This window comes from Marinobacter sp. LM1, from assembly GCF_042763285.1.
In the GTDB taxonomy this organism is placed as follows: Bacteria; Pseudomonadota; Gammaproteobacteria; order Pseudomonadales; family Oleiphilaceae; genus Marinobacter; species Marinobacter nauticus.
This window is the reverse complement of sequence record NZ_CP114373.1, coordinates 1,454,616-1,472,926: the sequence shown is the minus strand read 5'-3', so window position 1 is coordinate 1,472,926 and position 18,311 is coordinate 1,454,616. Positions and strand designations below refer to the sequence as shown.

The window sequence follows — 18,311 nt, the reverse complement described above, 5'->3', positions numbered from 1 at the left end:
GGTGACACACTGTCACGTCAAAGCGGCAACCATACCGTTTTAACCTAAAAAAATGGCGGATATGCCCGCGGGGACCGAAGTCAGTCAAACAGGCGCAACTGGGTGACCGGAGCATCGTCATTGCGGAACCGGACACCCACGCCCAGCAGGCGAACCGGGCGGTCTTTGGGCATCAGCTCTTCGAGCAGTGGCTGGAAATCCATCAGGGCCGGCTCGGTGACGGACTCCCGAACCCGCTCCAGCGTGTGGGTGGAAAAATCGCTGTAGCGGATTTTCACGAACAGCTTGTGTATCGGCTTGTGCTGCCCCTTGCGCGAGAGGCGAAGATTGAGGTCGGCCACCAGGGCCGGCATCACGGTATCGCAGGCGCTCCGGTCCGGGAGGTCCTGGGAAAAGGTGCGCTCGACGCTCACAGACTTGGCCACCCGCGACACCACAACGGGGCGATTGTCCCGGCCATGGGCCATTTCAAACAAACGATAGCCCTGTTTGCCAAACTTCTCGATCAACACGTCGGCACCCAGCGCCTGCATATCGCCACAGGTTTTCACACCCAGGGCGTGCAGCCGGGCCGCGGTCACCTGCCCTACACCGAAGAGCTTTTCCACCGGCAGCTCGCTTACAAAGTCGGCTACCTCCGGCGGCGTAATCACAAACAGACCATCGGGCTTGCGCCAGTCACTGGCAATTTTGGCAAGGAACTTGTTGGGGGCCACGCCGGCGGAAATGGTAATGCCGACTTCCCTGCTCACCCGCTCCCGCAGGTGCCGGGCCATCAGGGTGGCACTGCCCTTGAACGCGTCAACATCGGTCACATCCAGAAACGCCTCATCCAGGGACAAGGGTTCAACCAGATCGGTCATCTCCCGCAGTATCGCCATCACCTGCTGGGAAACTGCCCGGTAACGGCCCATGTCCGTCGGTACCGTGACCAGGCCGGGGCACAACCGCCGGGCTTCGCTGCCGGGCATGGCCGAACGCACGCCAAAAGCCCGGGCCCGGTAGTTGCAGGTGGTCACCACACCACGGCCGCCCTCGCCACCCACCGCCAGCGGAACCTCCCGCAAGCTTGGGTCGTCACGCATCTCGACGGCGGCATAGAAGCAGTCGCAGTCCACATGAATGATCTTGCGCTGGGCCATAGGGGCGGGCTCACGTTAACAATCTGTACGTTTATACAGCCTTGTATCTTACGGTAACATGCCGAGAATGTCAGGAAATCCCGATAGTCCCGGCAAGCAACAGCGAGGCCCCATGAGCAACCCGATTCCCGAGTCTGAACGCACCGAAATCGAAGCCGCCGCCTTCCGGCGCCTGGTCCAGCACCTGCGTGAAAACACCGACGTCCAGAACATCGACCTGATGAATCTGGCGGGTTTCTGTCGCAACTGCCTGTCCAAATGGTATCGGGCCGAAGCGGGAGAGCGGGGGTTCGACATTTCAGATCCCGCCGCACGGGAAGAAATCTACGGCATGCCCTACGAAGAATGGAAAGCCAACTACCAGACCGGCCCCAAGCAGGATCACAAATAATGAATGTTAATGAAGCGGTTCGTATCCACCTGGCCTCAGTGCAGGCCGGTCATGCCGATTTCGACGACACCCTGGCACTGATCAATCAGTATTTTGAATTTCGGCCCACCGGTTTCAGCAACGGCCCGCTTCGCAACGAGACTGGCGAAAACGCTGGCTCCTGCCGGCTCTTCGGCCTGGGTCAGTACTGTAATCTGAGCGAGACCGACACCCTGCGCCTGTTCGCCCAACACTACGAGCAGGTGCTCGGCGACCCGGCCGGGGACAGCCATGGTAACATCCGCCAGTTTATCAGCACGGGCTGGTCCGGCATCCGTTTCGATGCCCCTCCGCTGCGCGCCCTCGGAGATGCCCATGCCTCAGACACCGGAGAACAGGTCCATCCATGAGCGATTCCGCAGCCACCGACACAAAACAGAGCTTTCAACTGAAGAGTGCCAGTGTTTCCCTGACCGCCCTTGAGCTTTACTACTTCGACAACGACGAATTTGAAGCCAATCTTCGGGACAAGATCAGCCAGGCGCCGGGCTTCTTCAAAGACATCCCGCTGATTATCAGCCTGGAGAAATACGAAGGCCTGGACAGCGAACTCGATTTTTTCAGGATGATCGGAACCTGCCGCCGTCACAACATTCACGTGATTGGCGTTCGTGCCGCCAACGACGATCAGCGCCGGCTTGCCCGGGGAGCCTCCCTGGCACTGCTGCCCGGCGGCAGCCTGAAAGAAAAGCCGGCCCAGGAAGCTCCGGCACAAGCCGAACCGGAAGCGGCCGCTGCACCGGAGCCTGCAAACGAACCGGCACCGGCAAAAATCATCAATCAACCGGTTCGATCAGGGCAGCAGGTATACGCGCCGGAAGGCGATCTGATCATCCTTGCGCCGGTGCAGGCTGGAGCCGAAGTTCTGGCTGCCGGCAATATTCATGTATACGGCCCGTTACGCGGGCGGGCGCTGGCCGGCATTCACGGTGCCGAGTCTGCCCGGGTGTTCTGCCAGTCACTTGAGGCGGAGCTTGTGTCCATCGCCGGACACTATAAAATCTCCGAAGATCTTCAGGACATTGGCTGGAAAAGCGCTGTGCAGATCCAGCTCAGGGACGATGTGCTGGTGGTGACGCCACTGGACAAGGCCTGATGTTGTGACAACCGATAACAACAGTTGAAACCATGACGAATCCACCGAGAAACAGGAACTGAACCTTGGCTAGAATCATTGTCGTTACCTCAGGAAAAGGCGGCGTGGGCAAAACCACCACCAGCGCCTCCATCAGCACTGGTCTGGCAAAGCGCGGCCACAAGACCGTCGTGATTGATTTCGACGTGGGTCTGCGCAACCTGGACCTGATCATGAACTGCGAACGCCGGGTGGTGTACGACTTCGTTAACGTCATTCAGGGCGAAGCGACTCTCAACCAGGCCCTGATCAAGGACAAGCGGGTAGAAACGCTCTATATCCTGCCTGCCTCCCAGACCCGCGAGAAGGAAGCTCTCACCAAAGATGGTGTGGAGAAGGTCATCAACGAACTGTCCGAAACCTTTGACTACATCGTGTGCGACTCTCCGGCCGGCATCGAACATGGCGCGCTGATGGCGCTCTACTATGCCGACGAGGCGATTGTCGTCACCAACCCGGAAGTCTCATCGGTACGGGATTCAGACCGTATCCTGGGCATACTGCAGAGCAAATCCCGGCGTGCGGAAATGGGGCAGGACCCGGTCAAGGAACACCTGCTGCTGACGCGTTACAACCCGGACCGGGTAGAAAAAGGCGAGATGCTGTCGGTACAGGATGTTGAGGAAATCCTGGCCATCCCTCTGCTGGGCGTGATTCCCGAGAGCCAGATCGTACTGAATGCCTCCAACCAGGGCCTGCCGGTCATTCTGGAGGAGCAAAGTGATGCCGGCCAGGCCTATGAAGATGCCGTTGCGAGGCTGCTGGGCGAGGAACGGGAATACCGTTTCATGACGTCCCAGAAAAAAGGCTTCTTCTCACGGATGTTCAAAGGGGGCTAAGGGATGAGTTTTTTCGATTACTTCAGAAGCAAGAAAAACAGTACGGCCAGTGTCGCCAAGGAGCGACTGCAGATTATCGTGGCCCATGAGCGGGGCCAGCGTGAACAGCCGGATTACCTGCCCCAGCTACAGCAGGAGTTGTTGCAGGTGATCCGCAAGTACGTTCAGATCAGCGACGACATGGTACAGGTGGAGGTGGATCGCAATGACCACTGCTCCGTGCTGGAATTGAACGTCACCCTGCCCGAAAAGTGATGGCTACGCCCGGCTTACCACCGGGCAAAGTGGTCTTCCATCAATCCCCGTAACCCGTTTACGGGGATTTTTTTGCCGTTTTCATCCGCAACCGTACCCTGGAAAGTGCCCACAAACTGACGGAAATTGGAGGCAATAACCCAGGCGTTGAGCTTTTCCCGGCGCGCGCCGGAGGGCCCGAAACGGAGGTCAACGCGGCCATCGTCGGTGGTGACCCGCCAGTCCGCCCCGGGCTGATAGCGATCGAACTCGAATCGGGCCGGCCCCAGCAGAATGCGATGCCCGTCAAGCCACAGCGCGTTCTCGGTCATCCCGGTCTCGTTCACACCAGCGGCCAGATTCAGCCCCACTGACACACCATTGTCGGCAACCCCAGCCAGACTGGCCCAGTTCCAGGCGGTTTCCCGGCGCATGAAGCCGCAGCTCCAGTCGATGGACCCACGGGTAGACTCATCGCAACGCCAGACCATATCGCCCAGGCGCACTTCACCGTCCACCGTCAGTCCGGCCGATTTCCGGGTGAACACCCAGCCGTTGTATCCGGCCGGCGACACCAGCCGCAAGGGTTGTTCGGTGTCCCGCAACTCAAGATCCACCCGGATATTACCGGGCCCGCTCACTCTCACATTCCGACCGCCCGTGGCCGGTTCGATGGCCATGCTCAAGTCGCCTTTGCGGAACCGGGCGTAACCGCGTTCGGGATAAGGCTCTATGTTCGTGTTCCTGGCCAGAGGGTGTAAAAACGAATGCTCGAACATCTGTCCTCTCTCGAAATCGAACAGATAGAAAAAGCCATTACCCACCAGGTTCAGATCCACAATAGCCAGGCCGAACACCCAGCCCGGCGCCATCGCACTGACAAACTGGAACTGGTTGAAACGCCAGTGTCTGGCCAGGCGGGTCCGCGGCTTGTCCATCACCGTGCGCAGGTCGTAGTCGAGATAATTGATGGTGTCGACAGGGTGCTCCATCAGCCCTGGCGTTATTCGTCCGCGGGCATCTACCAGTTTCTGTGTTGTCATAATGTTCGTCAGATCAGGCCAATCGTGGTGTGCGTTGTGTAACTAAGCTACCTGGTTCACAAACCCCCGCATTCACAGGCGGGGGGCATTGCGCCCCGTGGTAGACTCGGCTCACTCTTACAACGGAAGTTTAGCCTATGACCACAACCAGAGCCCACGGCGTTAGCCGCCTGATTTCCGGCATTATGGGCCTGTTGATGACCTTGTCTGTGACCGCCAGTGAAACCGGCCCGTTGCCATCGGAAGATGCCGAGGCCTGGTCACTGCGCAAGGAAGTGGACAATGTGCGGATATACACCATGGCGCGGGAAGGCTCGGGGTTCGAGGCTTTCAAGGCAGTAGCGGAACTGGACGTTCCTATCGAGAACCTGATGGCCGTCATGGTCAATCCGGAATCCTGTGAGGAATGGGTTCACAACTGCACTGAATCCCATGCCTTTGGGCAGGGGGACTTCCACGATCGCTATGCCTATTCGGTCAACGATATGCCGTGGCCGGTAACCGACCGGGATTATGTACTGCGCATCCGTACCCGCGGCGACGCGTCCACCGGCGAGATTGTCATGGACCTCAACGCCACTCCCAACATGCGGGCCGAGTTCAACAGTCGCGTGCGGGTGGACCGCTCCGACACACTCTACCGGTTTACTCCCAAGGGCGACCGAACCCGAATGGTCTGGGTGCAGCACACCGAACCCAACGGCGCATTGCCCGGGTGGCTGGTCAATAGCCTGATTGTCGATATACCGGTCAAATCCATCCTCGCACTGGAAGCTGTCGCCAAACAGGATCGCTATCAGGGTTACCAGCTGCAATGGGGCGAAGACGGTACATTGCAGGGCGTAAGCCCGGAAGCCCGTTAACCCGACCACAATGCAGGGGTGACGGCAGGCCACGGAACGGCTAAGCTTCATCAAAAGCACAGCAAACGGAAGATGCCCGCACATGAGTGTTCTCGCCCATGAGATCATGACCCCGACCATCAAGGCTGTCCCCCACAACTGGACTATGGATCGCCTCGCCAGGTTCCTCACCGACAACGAAATCACCGGCAGCCCGGTTACCGACGACAACGGCGACATCATCGGCATAGCCACCCTCAAGGACATTACCGAATTCCGTTGGAATGCCTCCCGTTCCGGCGATCAGCCCAGGCTGACCGAAGAGGAGCAGGAAGAGGCCCGGCGTCTGCGTATGGTCATCTTCGAAGAGATGGGCAAGGTTCCGGTTGAGGTCCGGGACATCATGACGCCCATTGTTTTGTCGGTTGACGAAGACACGCCAGTGCGAGACATTGCCAATATCATGATGCGAGAGCACCTGCACCGGATCTTTGTCACCCGGGATTCAAAAATCACCGGTATCATAACCACTTATGACATGCTGAAACTGATCTCCGACAGAGACCTGACGCAACGCTGCGCCGAGACCGACTGAGCCACCAGAGAGGTAGCGCCCCCTATGCCAAGAGCACCGCAAGCTCGCCGGAAAATGTATGTCCTCGACACCAACGTCCTGATTCACGACCCGAATGCCCTCCTGAACTTTGAAGAACATGATGTCATCATTCCGATGACCGTCCTCGAAGAACTCGACAGCCTGAAATCCGGCAAACAGACGGTTGCCGCCGACTGCCGCCAGGCCATTCGAAACATCGACAAACTGCTGGGTGATGCCAGCCCCAAGGACATCGAGAAAGGCGTGCCTATTCTGCGCGGCAAGAAAGCGGACCCACTGGGCACCCTCTCAATCATCATGAGCACCGAAGGTGCCGGCAATCACTCACTGCCGGAGCACCTGAACGACAACAAGATCATCAACACCCTCGCCGCCCTGCAGGCACGCCACAAGTCCCGGGATATCATCCTGGTCAGTAAAGACATCAACATGCGGTTAAAGGCCCGCGGCTTTGGTGTCGAAGCCCAGGACTACCACAACGACCAGCTACTTGACGACATTGACCTGCTGCCCAAGGGCTACAAGGAGTTCCCGAACTCGTTCTGGGACGGTATCGCCAAGGTGGAAACCATACAGCGGGAGGGAGTGACGGAACACCTGCTCAAACGCGAAGGGGAACTGGCGAAACTGAACATCAACGAGTTCGTGATTGACGAGCAGGGCTTCATCGGCAAGGTAGTTGATATCTCCGAGGACCAACTGGTGCTCAAGGATCTGCACCAGCATGATCTGATGAATGAAGAAGTCTGGGGCCTGGTGCCCAGGGATATCTATCAGGCCATGGCCCTGAACCTGTTACTGGACCCCGACATCCACCTGGTGAACCTGACCGGCTCGGCGGGTTCCGGTAAAACCATTCTGGCCCTGGCCGCCTGTATTGAAATGACCGTGGCCAGCAAACTCTACAAACGCATCATCGCGACCCGGTCCACCCAGGGCCTGGACGAGGATATCGGTTTCCTGCCCGGCACCGAAGCCGAGAAAATGGAACCCTGGCTGGGTGCGATCGTGGACAACCTGGAAGCTTTGCACGAAGACGATGAGAACATGACCGCCAGTGTCGACTACATCCTCAGCAAAGTGCCTCTGCACTTCAAATCCATGAACTACATCCGGGGCCGCAGCTTCCAGCACAGCCTCATCATCATCGATGAATCACAGAACCTGACCCCGCACCAGATCAAGACCATCATCACCCGGGCCGGTAACGGCTCCAAGGTGATCTGCCTGGGCAACCTGGCGCAGATAGACACCCCCTATCTGAGCCCCCTGAGTTCCGGCCTGACCTACATGACTGAGCGCTTCAAGGGCTTCCGCCACGGCGGTCACATCCATCTGCAAGGCGTGCCCCGTTCGGTACTGGCAGAGTTTGCCGAAGCCAATCTGTAGGTTTCAGTGCGCCCCCTGTTTGCGCCAGCGAGCCGGGGGCATGCCAGTCCAGCGATGGAATGCCCGGTAAAAGGTACTGGCCTCTGCAAATCCGAGCGATAAAGCGATCTCTGCCAGGGACAACCCCGATTCCCGCACCGCCGCCAGGGCGAGCTCCCGGCGCACCTCGTCCAACAAGCTGTTGAACGTATAGCCCTGTGCCTCCAGCCGACGGGCCAACGTACGTTCGCTGAGCCCCAACATCCTGGCCGCTTCTGCCCGTCGTGGAAGGTTTGGCCCCATCCGGGCGACCAGCCATTGTCGCAGATCCTCTGCCGACACAGCGCCCTTTTCCAGCGCCGCCAGCCGCCCTGCATTGTACTGTTCATGTACACGGGCAAGGGCCGGATCTGCCTGTGGTAAAGGCCTGTCCAGCACCTCATTACCCACCAGCAAACCACTGAACGCCTGCTCGAACTCCACCGGGCAACCAAACACCTCCCGGTACCCTGACAGTGGCCCCAGACGGGCCTGACTGAATTGCACTCGCACAGGCCCAACCGCAGAACCGGCAATCCAGTCGGTCAGGCTGACCACGGCCGACAGCACGGCTTCAATCTGATGCGGACTGAACGCCAGACGCCCCTGCCGGGGGTGGTAGACAATCCAGGTGCCCCTGCTACCCGGTATCATCTGGAAGCGACCGCCATCAGAGATCAGCCGCTGGTATTTCTGGACCAGGGTGATGGCTTCGCGCAGCGTGGCGGCGCTCTGCATGGCGAAACTGACCGCATCAATACTGGCCGGCCGCACCCCGGCGCCAACTTTCAGACCAAACCCGGGATCCCGCGTGCACTGCTCAGCGGCGTGCCAGAGACGGGTAATGAAGTCGATGGGCCATCGTTCGAGAGACAGGGCCCCGGCCGGCAGACCAGCGGTTTCCAGCAACAGGTTCTGCGGAACGCCCAGATTCCTCGCGGCATCGATCACGGTATTGACCCAGCCCATGGATACGGTGGCTTCTAACGTCAATTATTATGGCCTCTGAAGTCAATTCAGAACCGATCATAGCGTTATATGGTCTGTAACAACAAAACCAAAAATACAATCCGGAAACGCATCATGGTGAAACCTGTTAGCTCAGACCTTTTGATTGCCGGCGGCGGCCTGGCGGGCATTGTCACCGCCCTGGAAGCGCTGCGGGCTGGCAAGTCCGTAACCATTGTTGATCGTGACAGCCCCGAACGCTTCGGAGGTCTGGCGCTGTGGGCCTTTGGCGGCATGATGCTGATTGACACGCCGCTGCAGCGGCGCATGAGAATCGCCGATTCGCCGGAACTGGCGCTGAACGACTGGCTGCGTTTCGGCGAACTGGACCCGAACGATGAGTGGCCTGTGCAGTGGGCCCGCTATTACGTTGAGCATTCCCGTACCGAGGTGCACGACTGGCTCGCTGACGAAGGCATCAAATTCATGCCGGCGGTGAACTGGGTGGAGCGAGGCCGGTTTGGCGATGGCAACAGCGTGCCCCGGTACCACATCACCTGGGGCACCTCCCGGGAACTGGTGCGCTGCATGGTCAATGCCCTGCACGAAGCCAACACCAGTGGCAGACTGGCCATTCATCACCGGCACCGAATTACCGCAGTCGACCATCAGGCCGGTGAGGTCTGCGGCGCCGTTGCCATCAACGAGGAAACCGGCGAAGAAATGCGGTTTGAGGCTCCGAACGTGGTGCTGGCTATGGGCGGTATCAACGGCAGCCACGCCGAGTGCCGTACCAACTGGCCCAGACATCGTCCGCAACCGGACACCATTCTCAACGGTGCCCACCCGTTTGCCGATGGCAAACTGCACCACTGGGCCAAAGACCACCTGGGCGCGCGCATCACCCACGCAGGCGAAATGTGGAACTATGCCGCCGGCTTTCCCCATCCCTATCCGCATTTCCCGGGCCACGGTCTGTCTACCATACCGTGTAAATCCGCACTCTGGTTGAACCACCGGGGCGAGCGTATAGGGCCGGAGCCCCTGGTGACCGGCTTTGATACTCACTGGCTGTGCCAACGGGTAGCCGAACAGGAAAAACCCTGGACCTGGCACCTGCTGAACCGGCGTATCGCACTGAAAGAATTTGCCATCTCCGGCGCTGAACACAATGCCAGAATCCGGGACAAACAATTCCCGCTGTTCCTGAAAGAACTGCTGCTGGGCAACAAACCGCTGGTGAATCAGATGCAGCACGAAAGCCGCCACTTCCTGGTGGATGACACCCTGGAAGGGCTGGCGAAGAAAATGAACGCCCTAACCTGCTCTCTGGACATTGACGCTGCCACTCTGAAAGCCACCGCCGATGCTTTCGATGCCAATTTCAGCAAGGGCGATCAACTGAACAACGATGCCCAAATCCGCATGATCCGCCACGCCCGCCAGTGGGGGCCGGACCGGCTGCGCACCTGCAAACCGGCGCCTCTGCAGAAACCAGGCGCCGGGCCGTATATCGCCATTCACATGCAACTGACTACCCGCAAGAGCCTGGGTGGCCTGCGCACCGACCTGCAAAGCCGGGTAATGGATGCCAGCGGGCAACCCATCCGCGGCCTGTACTGTGTCGGCGAAGCGGCCGGCTTTGGCGGCGGTGGCAGCAATGGCAAACGGTCACTCGAAGGCACCTTCCTGCCCGGTTGCATTCTGACGGCGCGGGCTGCCGCCCGCTCCATCATCAAGGGAAACTGAGACCATGCCCCTGAGTTATCCGGCCACCGCCGCCGATTACCAGCAACTCGCTCGCCGTAAACTGCCCCGGTTTCTGGCAGATTACCTGGACGGCGGCGCTACCGAAGAACACACCCTGCGGGCCAATGTCCGCGGCTGGCAGGATATCGCCCTGCGCCAGCGTGTGTTGATTGATGTCGATAACGTGGACACCCGCACCGAGCTGGCCGGGCAATCCTGCAGCATGCCTGTCGCCCTGGCGCCTCTGGGGCTGGCCGGCATGATGGCACAACGGGGAGAAGCCCAGGCCGTAAAAGCCGCCAATGCGGCCGAGGTGCCTTTCACCCTCTCCACCGTTGGCATATGCCCGTTGGCAGAAGTGAAAGCAGCCGCCACGGCACCCTTCTGGTTCCAGTTGTACATGATTCGTGACCCGGGGCTACGTAAAAAACCTGCTGAAAAAAGCCTGGGATTCTGGCTGCCAGACGCTGATCTTTACCATCGACCTGCCCCTGCCCGGCCCCCGGCATCGGGACACCCGTAACGGCCTGAACAGCGCCGGCGCCCGTTCCGTTGCGCTCAAAGCGCAGCAACTGCTATCCAGGCCCGGGTGGCTATGGCAGGTAGCGATAAAAGGTAACCCCCTGACCTTTGGCAACCTGAGCGACGCGGTGCCAGAGGCCAGTAACCTGGACTCCTTCAAGCAGTGGGTCGATACCCAGTTCGATGCCTCCGTCACCTGGCAGGCCATCGAATGGCTGCGGGAACGCTGGCCAGGGAAACTGATCCTGAAAGGCATACTGGAAGTGGATGATGCCAAAGCAGCCGTCAACGTAGGCGCCGATGGCATCGTGGTCTCCAACCACGGCGGTCGTCAGTTGGATGGTGTGGCCGCCACCGCCCGCAAACTCCCGGATATCGTGGCCGCCGTCGGCAACGACACCGAGATCCTGGTGGATGGCGGCATCCGCAACGGCGTAGACGTTTTCCGCGCCCTCGCCCTGGGGGCCAACGGCGTGATGATTGGTCGCCCCTGGGCGTGGGCCCTGGCGGCAGAAGGTCAGGCCGGATTAACCCGACTCCTGAACACCTGGCAGCAGGAACTGAAACTGGCCATGACCCTGACCGGCGTCACCAGAATTGCCGATATCAACGAGACCCATCTCGACCGGACCAATACAAACGAATTGACCCAAGCTGGAGAACAACAATGACCAACGGCGCTCAGGCACTCATGAAAACCCTGGTGGATTCGGGTGTTGAAGTCTGTTTTACCAACCCGGGCACCAGCGAAATGCATTTTGTCGCCGCCCTGGACAGCGAATCCGGAATGCGGGCGGTACTGGCCCTGTTTGAAGGCGTCGCCACCGGTGCCGCCGACGGCTACGCCCGGATGGCGGACAAACCCGCTGCTACCCTGCTGCACCTGGGCTGTGGCCTGGGCAATGGCCTGGCCAACCTGCACAATGCACGCAAGGGTAAGGTACCGGTGGTCAACATTGTTGGCGACCATGCCACCTACCATGTGAAATACGACGCCCAGTTGCAGTCTGACATCGAAACGGTCGCTCGCAACATCTCCCCCAATTTTGTGCGCACGTCACAAAGCACAGAAGCCCTTTGCCAGGATGCCGCCGAAGCCATCATCGCCGCCCGGGGCCTGCCAGGGCAGGTAGCCACTCTGATTCTGCCAGCGGATGTGTCCTGGGGCGAAGGCGGCAAGCCTTGTGCCGCACCCACTCAACCGCAAGCGCCAGCAGCTGAAGATAGCGCTGTTAAAGCGGCCGCAGAAGCCATTAAGAGCGGTAAGAAAACCGCCCTGCTGCTGGGTGGCCGCGCCCTGCGTGAGCCCGCTCTGCTGGAGGCGGCACGCATTGCCGCCCACAACGGTGTCACCCTGTTTGCCGAAACCTTCCCAACCCGCATTGAACGGGGCGCCGGCCTGCCGCCGGTGGAGCGGATCGCTTACCTGGCGGAACTGGCCACTCTGCAGCTCTCCGAGTTTGACCACCTGATTCTGGTGGATGCCAAGGCCCCGGTATCCTTCTTCGCCTATCCGGGCAAACAAAGCTACCTGGTGCCAGACAACTGCACTGCTCACACCCTGAGCACGCCGGAGCAGGATGCCACCGCCAGCCTGAAAAAGCTGGCCGAAACTCTCGGTGCCAGCAATGCCCAACCCAAGCTGCAGGCGCCCGGCCGCCCCGGCCTGCCCAAAGGTAAACTCACCGCCGAAAAGGTTTGCCGGGCGGTGGGCGAACTGATGCCCGAGAACAGCATTATCGTGGATGAAGCCATCACCTCCGGCCTGATGCTGAACGCCATGACCGCAGGCTCGCCACGGCACGACCTGATCACCCTCACCGGCGGGGCCATCGGGCAAGGCATGCCCAACGCCATCGGCGCAGCCATCGCCTGTCCGGATCGCCAGGTTTACGCACTGATCGGTGACGGCACCGCCATGTATACCAACCAGGCCCTGTGGACCATGGCGAGGGAAAATCTGAGCGTGACCACCATCATCTTCAACAACGCTTCCTACTCGATCCTGAACGTAGAACTGGAACGGGTTGGCGCAGAAGAAGCCGGTGCCAAGGCGAAATCCCAACTCGACATCAGTGGCCCGGTCACCAACTACGCGTTGCTGGCCCAGAGCATGGGCGTGCACGGCACCCGGGTAACCACGGCGGAAGAGCTGATCAAAGCCATGGAATACGCCAAACACAACCCCGGCCCGCACCTGATTGAAGCGGTGGTGCCGGAATCCCTGAATGGCGTAAAAAGAAAGGTTCTGCCCTGGCTGCTGAAGTCGCTGCCGAGCCTGCCAAGGCCGCTGACCAAAGCCCTGAAAAAGAAAATCGCGCCCTGATCCGGGCAAAAAAAGGCGCAGATCACTTTCGTGACTGCGCCTTTTCCTTCGACTGGATAGGTAACTCTGCTCAGACCCGGTAGCGGCTGACCTCGTCGGTCAATTCACCGGCCAGTGCCTTGAGGCGCTGGGTCGCTTCGCCGGCGCGACGGGTTCCCTGGGCAGTCTGTTCCGAGATTGCCACGATTTCGTGGACATTCTGGTTGATGGTTTCCGACACGCTGGTCTGCTCTTCCGCAGCACTGGCAATCTGGGTGTTCATATCGGTAATCGTGTTCACGGCCTGGGAAATACGCTGCAGCGCTTCGTTCACCTGGCGGGTTTCCTCCACGGTTTCCTCGCTGCGCTGGCTGATGGCGCCGATCAGAATTACCGCCTGCTGGGCACCTTTCTGCAGCCGCTCGATGGTCGCCTGGATCTCCTGAGTGCTCTTCTGGGTCCTGCTTGCCAGCGTACGTACCTCGTCGGCAACCACGGCAAAGCCACGGCCGGCTTCTCCGGCGCGAGCCGCCTCGATGGCAGCATTCAGGGCTAACAGGTTGGTCTGGTCGGCAATCTCCCGAATAACCTCCAGCACGCTGTCGATCTGGCGGGAGTCGGTGCCCAGTTTTTCAATGACCTGAACCCCCTCTTCCACCTGTTTGGAGAGCCCGCCAATCACTTCGATGGCCTGGTACACCAGCCCCTGGGCATCGATTACCTGAGCGGTGGCGTGGCCAGCCGAATCCGACGCTTCACTGGCATTACCGGCCACTTCCTGAGCGGCGGCGGTCATCTCGTTCATGGCGGTGGCTACCTGGTCACTTTCCGATTTCTGGCGTTCAACACCCTGCTCGGCCTCCACCATGACTTCGTTCAGCTCGCCGGTGGTGTCATTCAGTGTCTCGGCAGACTGCCGTACCTGGCGGACCAGCCCATGGACCTGATCCGCAAAGCTGTTGAACGCCGTGGCCAGCTGCGACAGCTCGTCCCGGCCCGAGACATCCAGCCGACGGGTAAGATCCCCGTCGCCACTGGCAATGCCATTCATCGCCGTCACCGCCGACTTCAACGGACGGATAATGCCCCGAACCACGACAAGGGCAAGGAAGACAATAATGGCCAGGGCGATCAGGGAGGTGGTCACCGAACCAATGATAGCCTCACCCAGGGAATCTCCCACCCGCTGCTCCATGGAAGCAACCTGAGACTCCAGGCCGTCAATCCAGAATCCGGTGCCAATCATCACGCCCCATTTCGGCAGCATTTCGGCATAGCCTAACTTGGGGGCTACGTTACCGGTTTCCGGGTGTTTCCAGCCATAGGGTACATAGCCGCCACCATTGCGCGCAGCCTCGATCAGTTCGCGAATCAGGTAGGTGCCGTTCGGGTCCTGAAAGCCCCAGAGGTTACGGCCTTCCAGGGCGGAATTGACACCATGCATCACCGAAACACCTTCCGTGGTATAGGCGAACAGATAGCCCTCACTGCCGGAGTCGTCAAAACGCAGTTGCCGCAAGATGTCCCAGGCCTGCTGCTGGACCTCAGGATCATTGGCCGAGCCCGGCTGCTCATAAAGATGCTGGATGGACGTTTTTGCCAGCTCCAGATAGTTGCGCAGCTCCTGGCGCTTGCTGGCCTCCATGTCTTCCGAGAAGCTTGCAACCGCCTGCTCTCCGATCGAGCGGGCCTGATTCAGGTTGTAAGTGGTCAGCAATGCAGTCAGAACAATAACCGGCACCAGTGCCAGCAACAGCACCCTCGCCTGGATGGTCAGATTCTTCATGTGGTGTGTTTTCCGTGGTTGGAATGACTGTCGGAGAAGTCCGCTAAAAAAAGATTAGCAATCCTACAGAAAAACACACGACAGATTTATCGAGGAAACCTCGTAGTTTGTAAAACCAGTGCAACCAGGGCGTTATCTTTTGTAACGGTCAGTCCTTGAACTCGGCTTTGTCCAGCCCGTGTTTCTTCATTTTGTCATACAGCGTCTTGCGGGCAATCCCGAGCTGCACCATGGTGTCCTTGATGCTACCGTGGCAGGCGTTCAGCGCACTGACAATCGCCGAGCGTTCAAAGCCATCCATCATTTCCGACAGCGTCTGCCGGCTGGCAATGTTCGGTCCGCTGGCAGAATCGCCTTCGGCCAGGGCTGCCGGGCCCAGCAAGACATATCGCTCGGCCAGGTTACGCAGTTCCCGAACGTTGCCGGGCCAGGAATGCTGCATCAGCCGGGCAGCCTGACGTGCGTCCAAAGGCACACTCTCCCGGTCATAGCGAGCGGCAGCAATCAGCACAAAGTGATGGAACAGTTTGGGGATGTCTTCCTTTCGCTCCCGCAACGGCGGAATATCCACTTTCACCACATTCAGTCGGTAATAAAGGTCGGACCGGAATTCTCCCTTGTCACTCAGTTCTTTCAGATCGGATTTGGTGGCGGCGATAATACGTACGTCCACGTCCACGACCTGGTTGCTGCCAAGCCGCTCAACCCGTTGCTCCTCAAGAACCCGGAGCAGTTTTATCTGCAACGGCATGGGCATACTTTCCAGCTCATCCAGGAACAGGGTTCCCCGATGAGCGTGTTCTATCTTGCCAACACGTCGTTTGTCAGCACCTGTGAAGGCACCGGCCTCGTGCCCGAACAGCTCGCTTTCGATCAGATTCTCGGGTACAGCGCCGCAATTGATCGCAACAAAATTGTGGCTGCTGCGTGGACTGTTTTCATGGATATATCTGGCCAGCGCGTCCTTACCGGACCCCGTCTCACCATGAAGGAGCACGTTTGCGGAGATATCCAATACCGGATCAATGGTCGCCATCACCCGTTGCATAGCCGGCGAATCGCCCAGCATCCGGGGGCCGGGGCGGGCAAGGTGTCGGAGCTGAGCTTTCAGCCGCCGGTTCTCAAGCGCCAGATGCCGTTTCTCAAGGGCATGCCGCAGAAGTTCAATCAACTCCTCGTGATCAAACGGTTTCTCGATGAAATCGTAGGCACCCTGCTGCATGGCCGATACCGCCGTGCTGATATCGCCCTGACCAGTCAGCAGAATGACCGGAATATCTTCATCAATCTGCCGGATGCGCTGCAACACATCCAGGCCGTCCATGCCCGGCATGTTGTAATCACACAGGACGATGCCCTCGAAATCCGGATGAACCTCCTGCAAGGCTGACGCACCATCCGCAAAACAGGCCACCGGGATATCCTCCAGCTCCAGGGTCTGTTCCATCAGTGGCCGGATATCCGGGTCGTCATCGACAAAAATGACTGAAGCGGTTGTCATTCCTCTGCCCTACGCTGTTTCAGTTTGAGAACGAACTCGGCACCCGGACCATCGTCACGATTGTGGCCGACCAGGTTTCCGCCCAGAGCTTCAACGATCTGACGGGAAATGGAAAGCCCCAGGCCCAACCCCTGTTTGACAGAGCGGGTGGTAAAAAACGGTTCGAACACCTTCTCTGTGTTACCGGGAAGGCCATGCCCATTGTCTCGAACCCGGCAACGCCAGCTCCCCTCTTCCTCATCAATCATGATCTCGATCAACGGCTCGTCACGGCCTTCAACCGCCTGAACCGCGTTCGCCACCAGATTGACCATCACCTGTTCGATCCGGATCAGATCGCCGTGGCACATGACCGGCTGCTCCGGACGATGCCAATCGATGACAATGCCGCTACTGCTGTGCTGGGCACGAATAATCTTGAGGGCTCCATCCACCGCCAATCTGAGATCAACCACCGACGGGGGGCCCTCGGACTTTCTCGCGAACACCTTAAACTGTCGGATGAGCTCCGCCATCTTGTCGCACAGGGCGACAATTTCCCCCAGGTTGGCATCCACCATATCGGTGGCCCCCCGCTCCAGAAACTTCCGACTGTTGCGGGCATAACCCTGGATAGCGGTCAGGGGCTGATTGATCTCGTGGTTCAGACCCGCCGACATTTGCCCGAGCACCGCGAGCTTGGCAGCCTGGATGAGCTCTTGCTGGGTTTCACGCAACTCCGTCTGGGCTCTCTCCCGCTCCTGTATCTCTTCCAGCAGTTGGTCATTGGAACGTTTAAGATCGGCTGTCCGCTGAGCAACGCGACGCTCCAACTGCTCTCCCCTCAAGGCCAGTTCACGTTCCCGCCGGTATCGTTCGCGGAGATACAACCAGGTAAGGAACCCGGCCAGGAACAAGGCCAGCCCGCTGACCAGGAAACCGGCGCGGGTCCAGAGTACTGATCGCGTCTCGGTCAGTACCATCAGGCTCCAGTCCAGCCTGGGCAGGTCCACCTCGACGGTCAGGTACGTGCCGACACTGTTGCTGTCCCGTAACTGAATCCGTGTGGAATAATCCGCCAGCCCCCAAGGCTTGCCAGTGACCGAGAAGTCAACAGGCGCTAAATCCCGCTCGGGGTAACGCTGCCGCACGCGGGCGGTTTTTTCGGCCTTGTCACCTGGCCGAAAGTCCCGATACAACCACTGGCTGCGACTGGACAGAAAACTGATGCCGTCGCCGTCCAGCACCACCATTTGCGCCTGCTGGGTCGATTCTGGCCGGTGCCACTGCGACTCCAGCTCATGGACCAATATCTTGATGGCTACGACCCCGAGCATTTTGCCCCGCTGATCGCGCACCGGATGAGTGAAGTACAGACCACGCTCCAGGGACCGTAAACCCAAGGCGAAATAGGCCACTGAATCTCCGGTTTGCACGGCTTCAGAAAAGTAGGGGCGAAACGCGTAATTATTGCCAACGAAGGTGTCCGGCTGGCCGAAATTGTTGGCCGCAATCGTCAAACCAGACAAATCCATCAGGTAGATATCTGAGCCGCCGACAATGGTGGCCATTCTTTGCATCTGCTCGTTGGCGCGAAGCAGGGTCACGGCATCATTCGGTTGCTTGAGCGCGTCGGCTAACAGGGGGTGTTCGGCGATAAGAGCCGGTACCGGCAGATACCGGTTCAGCTCATTCGCAACCAGTTGTCGGTACCGGAAAGCCTCTTGCAGGGCCTCCTGCTCCAGCTGGCGATAACCGTACCAACCGCCCAGAAGCCAGGACAGCAGCATGATGACAACCAGAATCACAACGACGCTGAAGCGCTGGAGCATG

Annotated in this window: 16 protein-coding genes and 1 pseudogene; 11 read left to right on the top strand and 6 right to left on the bottom strand. The window is 59.3% G+C overall.

Going from position 1 to position 18,311, the window contains the following annotated elements:
* Positions 1-80: 80 nt before the first annotated feature.
* Complete coding sequence (gene dinB, locus OZ656_RS06960) at positions 81-1,142, bottom strand: DNA polymerase IV (protein ID WP_379945125.1); 1,062 nt, start codon at positions 1,140-1,142, stop codon at positions 81-83.
* Between the two features lie 112 nt (positions 1,143-1,254).
* Between dinB and OZ656_RS06955 the strand changes: the two genes are divergently transcribed.
* The 5 genes from OZ656_RS06955 (at position 1,255) to minE (ending at position 3,801) form a co-directional block, all read left to right on the top strand.
* A complete protein-coding gene (locus OZ656_RS06955) occupies positions 1,255-1,533 on the top strand; it encodes a DUF1244 domain-containing protein (RefSeq protein ID WP_222198042.1) in 279 nt (92 codons plus the stop codon).
* The gene (locus OZ656_RS06950) at positions 1,533-1,922 is read left to right on the top strand and encodes a HopJ type III effector protein (protein ID WP_379945124.1); all 390 of its coding nucleotides are present in this window, start codon (positions 1,533-1,535) and stop codon (positions 1,920-1,922) included. Before OZ656_RS06955 ends, OZ656_RS06950 begins: the two co-directional genes overlap by 1 nt.
* Positions 1,919-2,668: a septum site-determining protein MinC gene (gene minC, locus OZ656_RS06945; protein ID WP_011785798.1), complete on the top strand. Its 750-nt coding sequence runs from the start codon at positions 1,919-1,921 to the stop codon at positions 2,666-2,668. Before OZ656_RS06950 ends, minC begins: the two co-directional genes overlap by 4 nt.
* A 65-nt stretch (positions 2,669-2,733) precedes the next feature.
* Positions 2,734-3,546, top strand: coding sequence for a septum site-determining protein MinD (gene minD, locus OZ656_RS06940; protein WP_379945123.1), 813 nt, complete (start codon positions 2,734-2,736; stop codon positions 3,544-3,546).
* 3 nt (positions 3,547-3,549) lie between these two features.
* Positions 3,550-3,801 carry a cell division topological specificity factor MinE gene (minE, locus tag OZ656_RS06935; protein WP_011785800.1) on the top strand — a complete coding sequence of 84 codons (252 nt, stop codon included), beginning with the start codon at positions 3,550-3,552 and terminating at the stop codon, positions 3,799-3,801.
* A 14-nt stretch (positions 3,802-3,815) separates the two neighbouring features.
* Here the strand turns inward: minE and OZ656_RS06930 are convergent, their stop codons facing one another.
* Positions 3,816-4,823 carry a DUF2804 domain-containing protein gene (locus OZ656_RS06930; RefSeq protein WP_379945122.1) on the bottom strand — a complete coding sequence of 336 codons (1,008 nt, stop codon included), beginning with the start codon at positions 4,821-4,823 and terminating at the stop codon, positions 3,816-3,818.
* Between the two features lie 137 nt (positions 4,824-4,960).
* On the opposite strand from OZ656_RS06930, the gene OZ656_RS06925 reads away from it, so the two are divergent.
* The 3 genes from OZ656_RS06925 to OZ656_RS06915 all read left to right on the top strand — a co-directional run bounded on the left by OZ656_RS06925 (position 4,961) and on the right by OZ656_RS06915 (position 7,670).
* Positions 4,961-5,686: an START domain-containing protein gene (locus tag OZ656_RS06925; RefSeq protein WP_379945121.1), complete on the top strand. Its 726-nt coding sequence runs from the start codon at positions 4,961-4,963 to the stop codon at positions 5,684-5,686.
* Positions 5,687-5,768: 82 nt separating this feature from the next.
* Positions 5,769-6,260: an HPP family protein gene (locus OZ656_RS06920; protein WP_014420722.1), complete on the top strand. Its 492-nt coding sequence runs from the start codon at positions 5,769-5,771 to the stop codon at positions 6,258-6,260.
* Between the two features lie 24 nt (positions 6,261-6,284).
* Positions 6,285-7,670, top strand: coding sequence for a PhoH family protein (locus tag OZ656_RS06915; RefSeq protein WP_011785804.1), 1,386 nt, complete (start codon positions 6,285-6,287; stop codon positions 7,668-7,670).
* Between the two features lie 3 nt (positions 7,671-7,673).
* Here the strand turns inward: OZ656_RS06915 and OZ656_RS06910 are convergent, their stop codons facing one another.
* On the bottom strand, positions 7,674-8,681 hold the full coding sequence (locus OZ656_RS06910; protein WP_036148391.1) for an AraC family transcriptional regulator: 1,008 nt from the start codon (positions 8,679-8,681) through the stop codon (positions 7,674-7,676).
* Positions 8,682-8,771: 90 nt separating this feature from the next.
* Between OZ656_RS06910 and OZ656_RS06905 the strand changes: the two genes are divergently transcribed.
* From OZ656_RS06905 to OZ656_RS06895, 3 genes and pseudogenes are all read left to right on the top strand, one after another.
* The gene (locus OZ656_RS06905) at positions 8,772-10,385 is read left to right on the top strand and encodes an FAD-binding dehydrogenase (protein ID WP_278350379.1); all 1,614 of its coding nucleotides are present in this window, start codon (positions 8,772-8,774) and stop codon (positions 10,383-10,385) included.
* A 4-nt stretch (positions 10,386-10,389) separates the two neighbouring features.
* Positions 10,390-11,578 (top strand): annotated as a pseudogene (locus OZ656_RS06900) (L-lactate dehydrogenase).
* Positions 11,575-13,233, top strand: a complete 1,659-nt coding sequence (locus OZ656_RS06895) for an acetolactate synthase large subunit (protein ID WP_379945120.1) — start codon at positions 11,575-11,577, stop codon at positions 13,231-13,233. The pseudogene OZ656_RS06900 and the gene OZ656_RS06895 overlap by 4 nt, the downstream one beginning before the upstream one ends.
* A 70-nt stretch (positions 13,234-13,303) precedes the next feature.
* Here the strand turns inward: OZ656_RS06895 and OZ656_RS06890 are convergent, their stop codons facing one another.
* The 3 genes from OZ656_RS06890 to OZ656_RS06880 all read right to left on the bottom strand — a co-directional run bounded on the left by OZ656_RS06890 (position 13,304) and on the right by OZ656_RS06880 (position 18,310).
* Positions 13,304-14,998 (bottom strand): methyl-accepting chemotaxis protein, encoded by a 1,695-nt coding sequence (locus tag OZ656_RS06890; protein WP_379945119.1) that lies wholly within the window; start codon positions 14,996-14,998, stop codon positions 13,304-13,306.
* Positions 14,999-15,146: 148 nt separating this feature from the next.
* Entirely contained in the window at positions 15,147-16,499 is a 1,353-nt protein-coding gene (locus tag OZ656_RS06885) for a sigma-54 dependent transcriptional regulator (protein WP_011785810.1), read from the bottom strand.
* On the bottom strand, positions 16,496-18,310 hold the full coding sequence (locus OZ656_RS06880; RefSeq protein WP_023008866.1) for an ATP-binding protein: 1,815 nt from the start codon (positions 18,308-18,310) through the stop codon (positions 16,496-16,498). The genes OZ656_RS06885 and OZ656_RS06880 overlap by 4 nt, the downstream gene beginning before the upstream one ends.
* Position 18,311 lies beyond the last annotated feature (1 nt).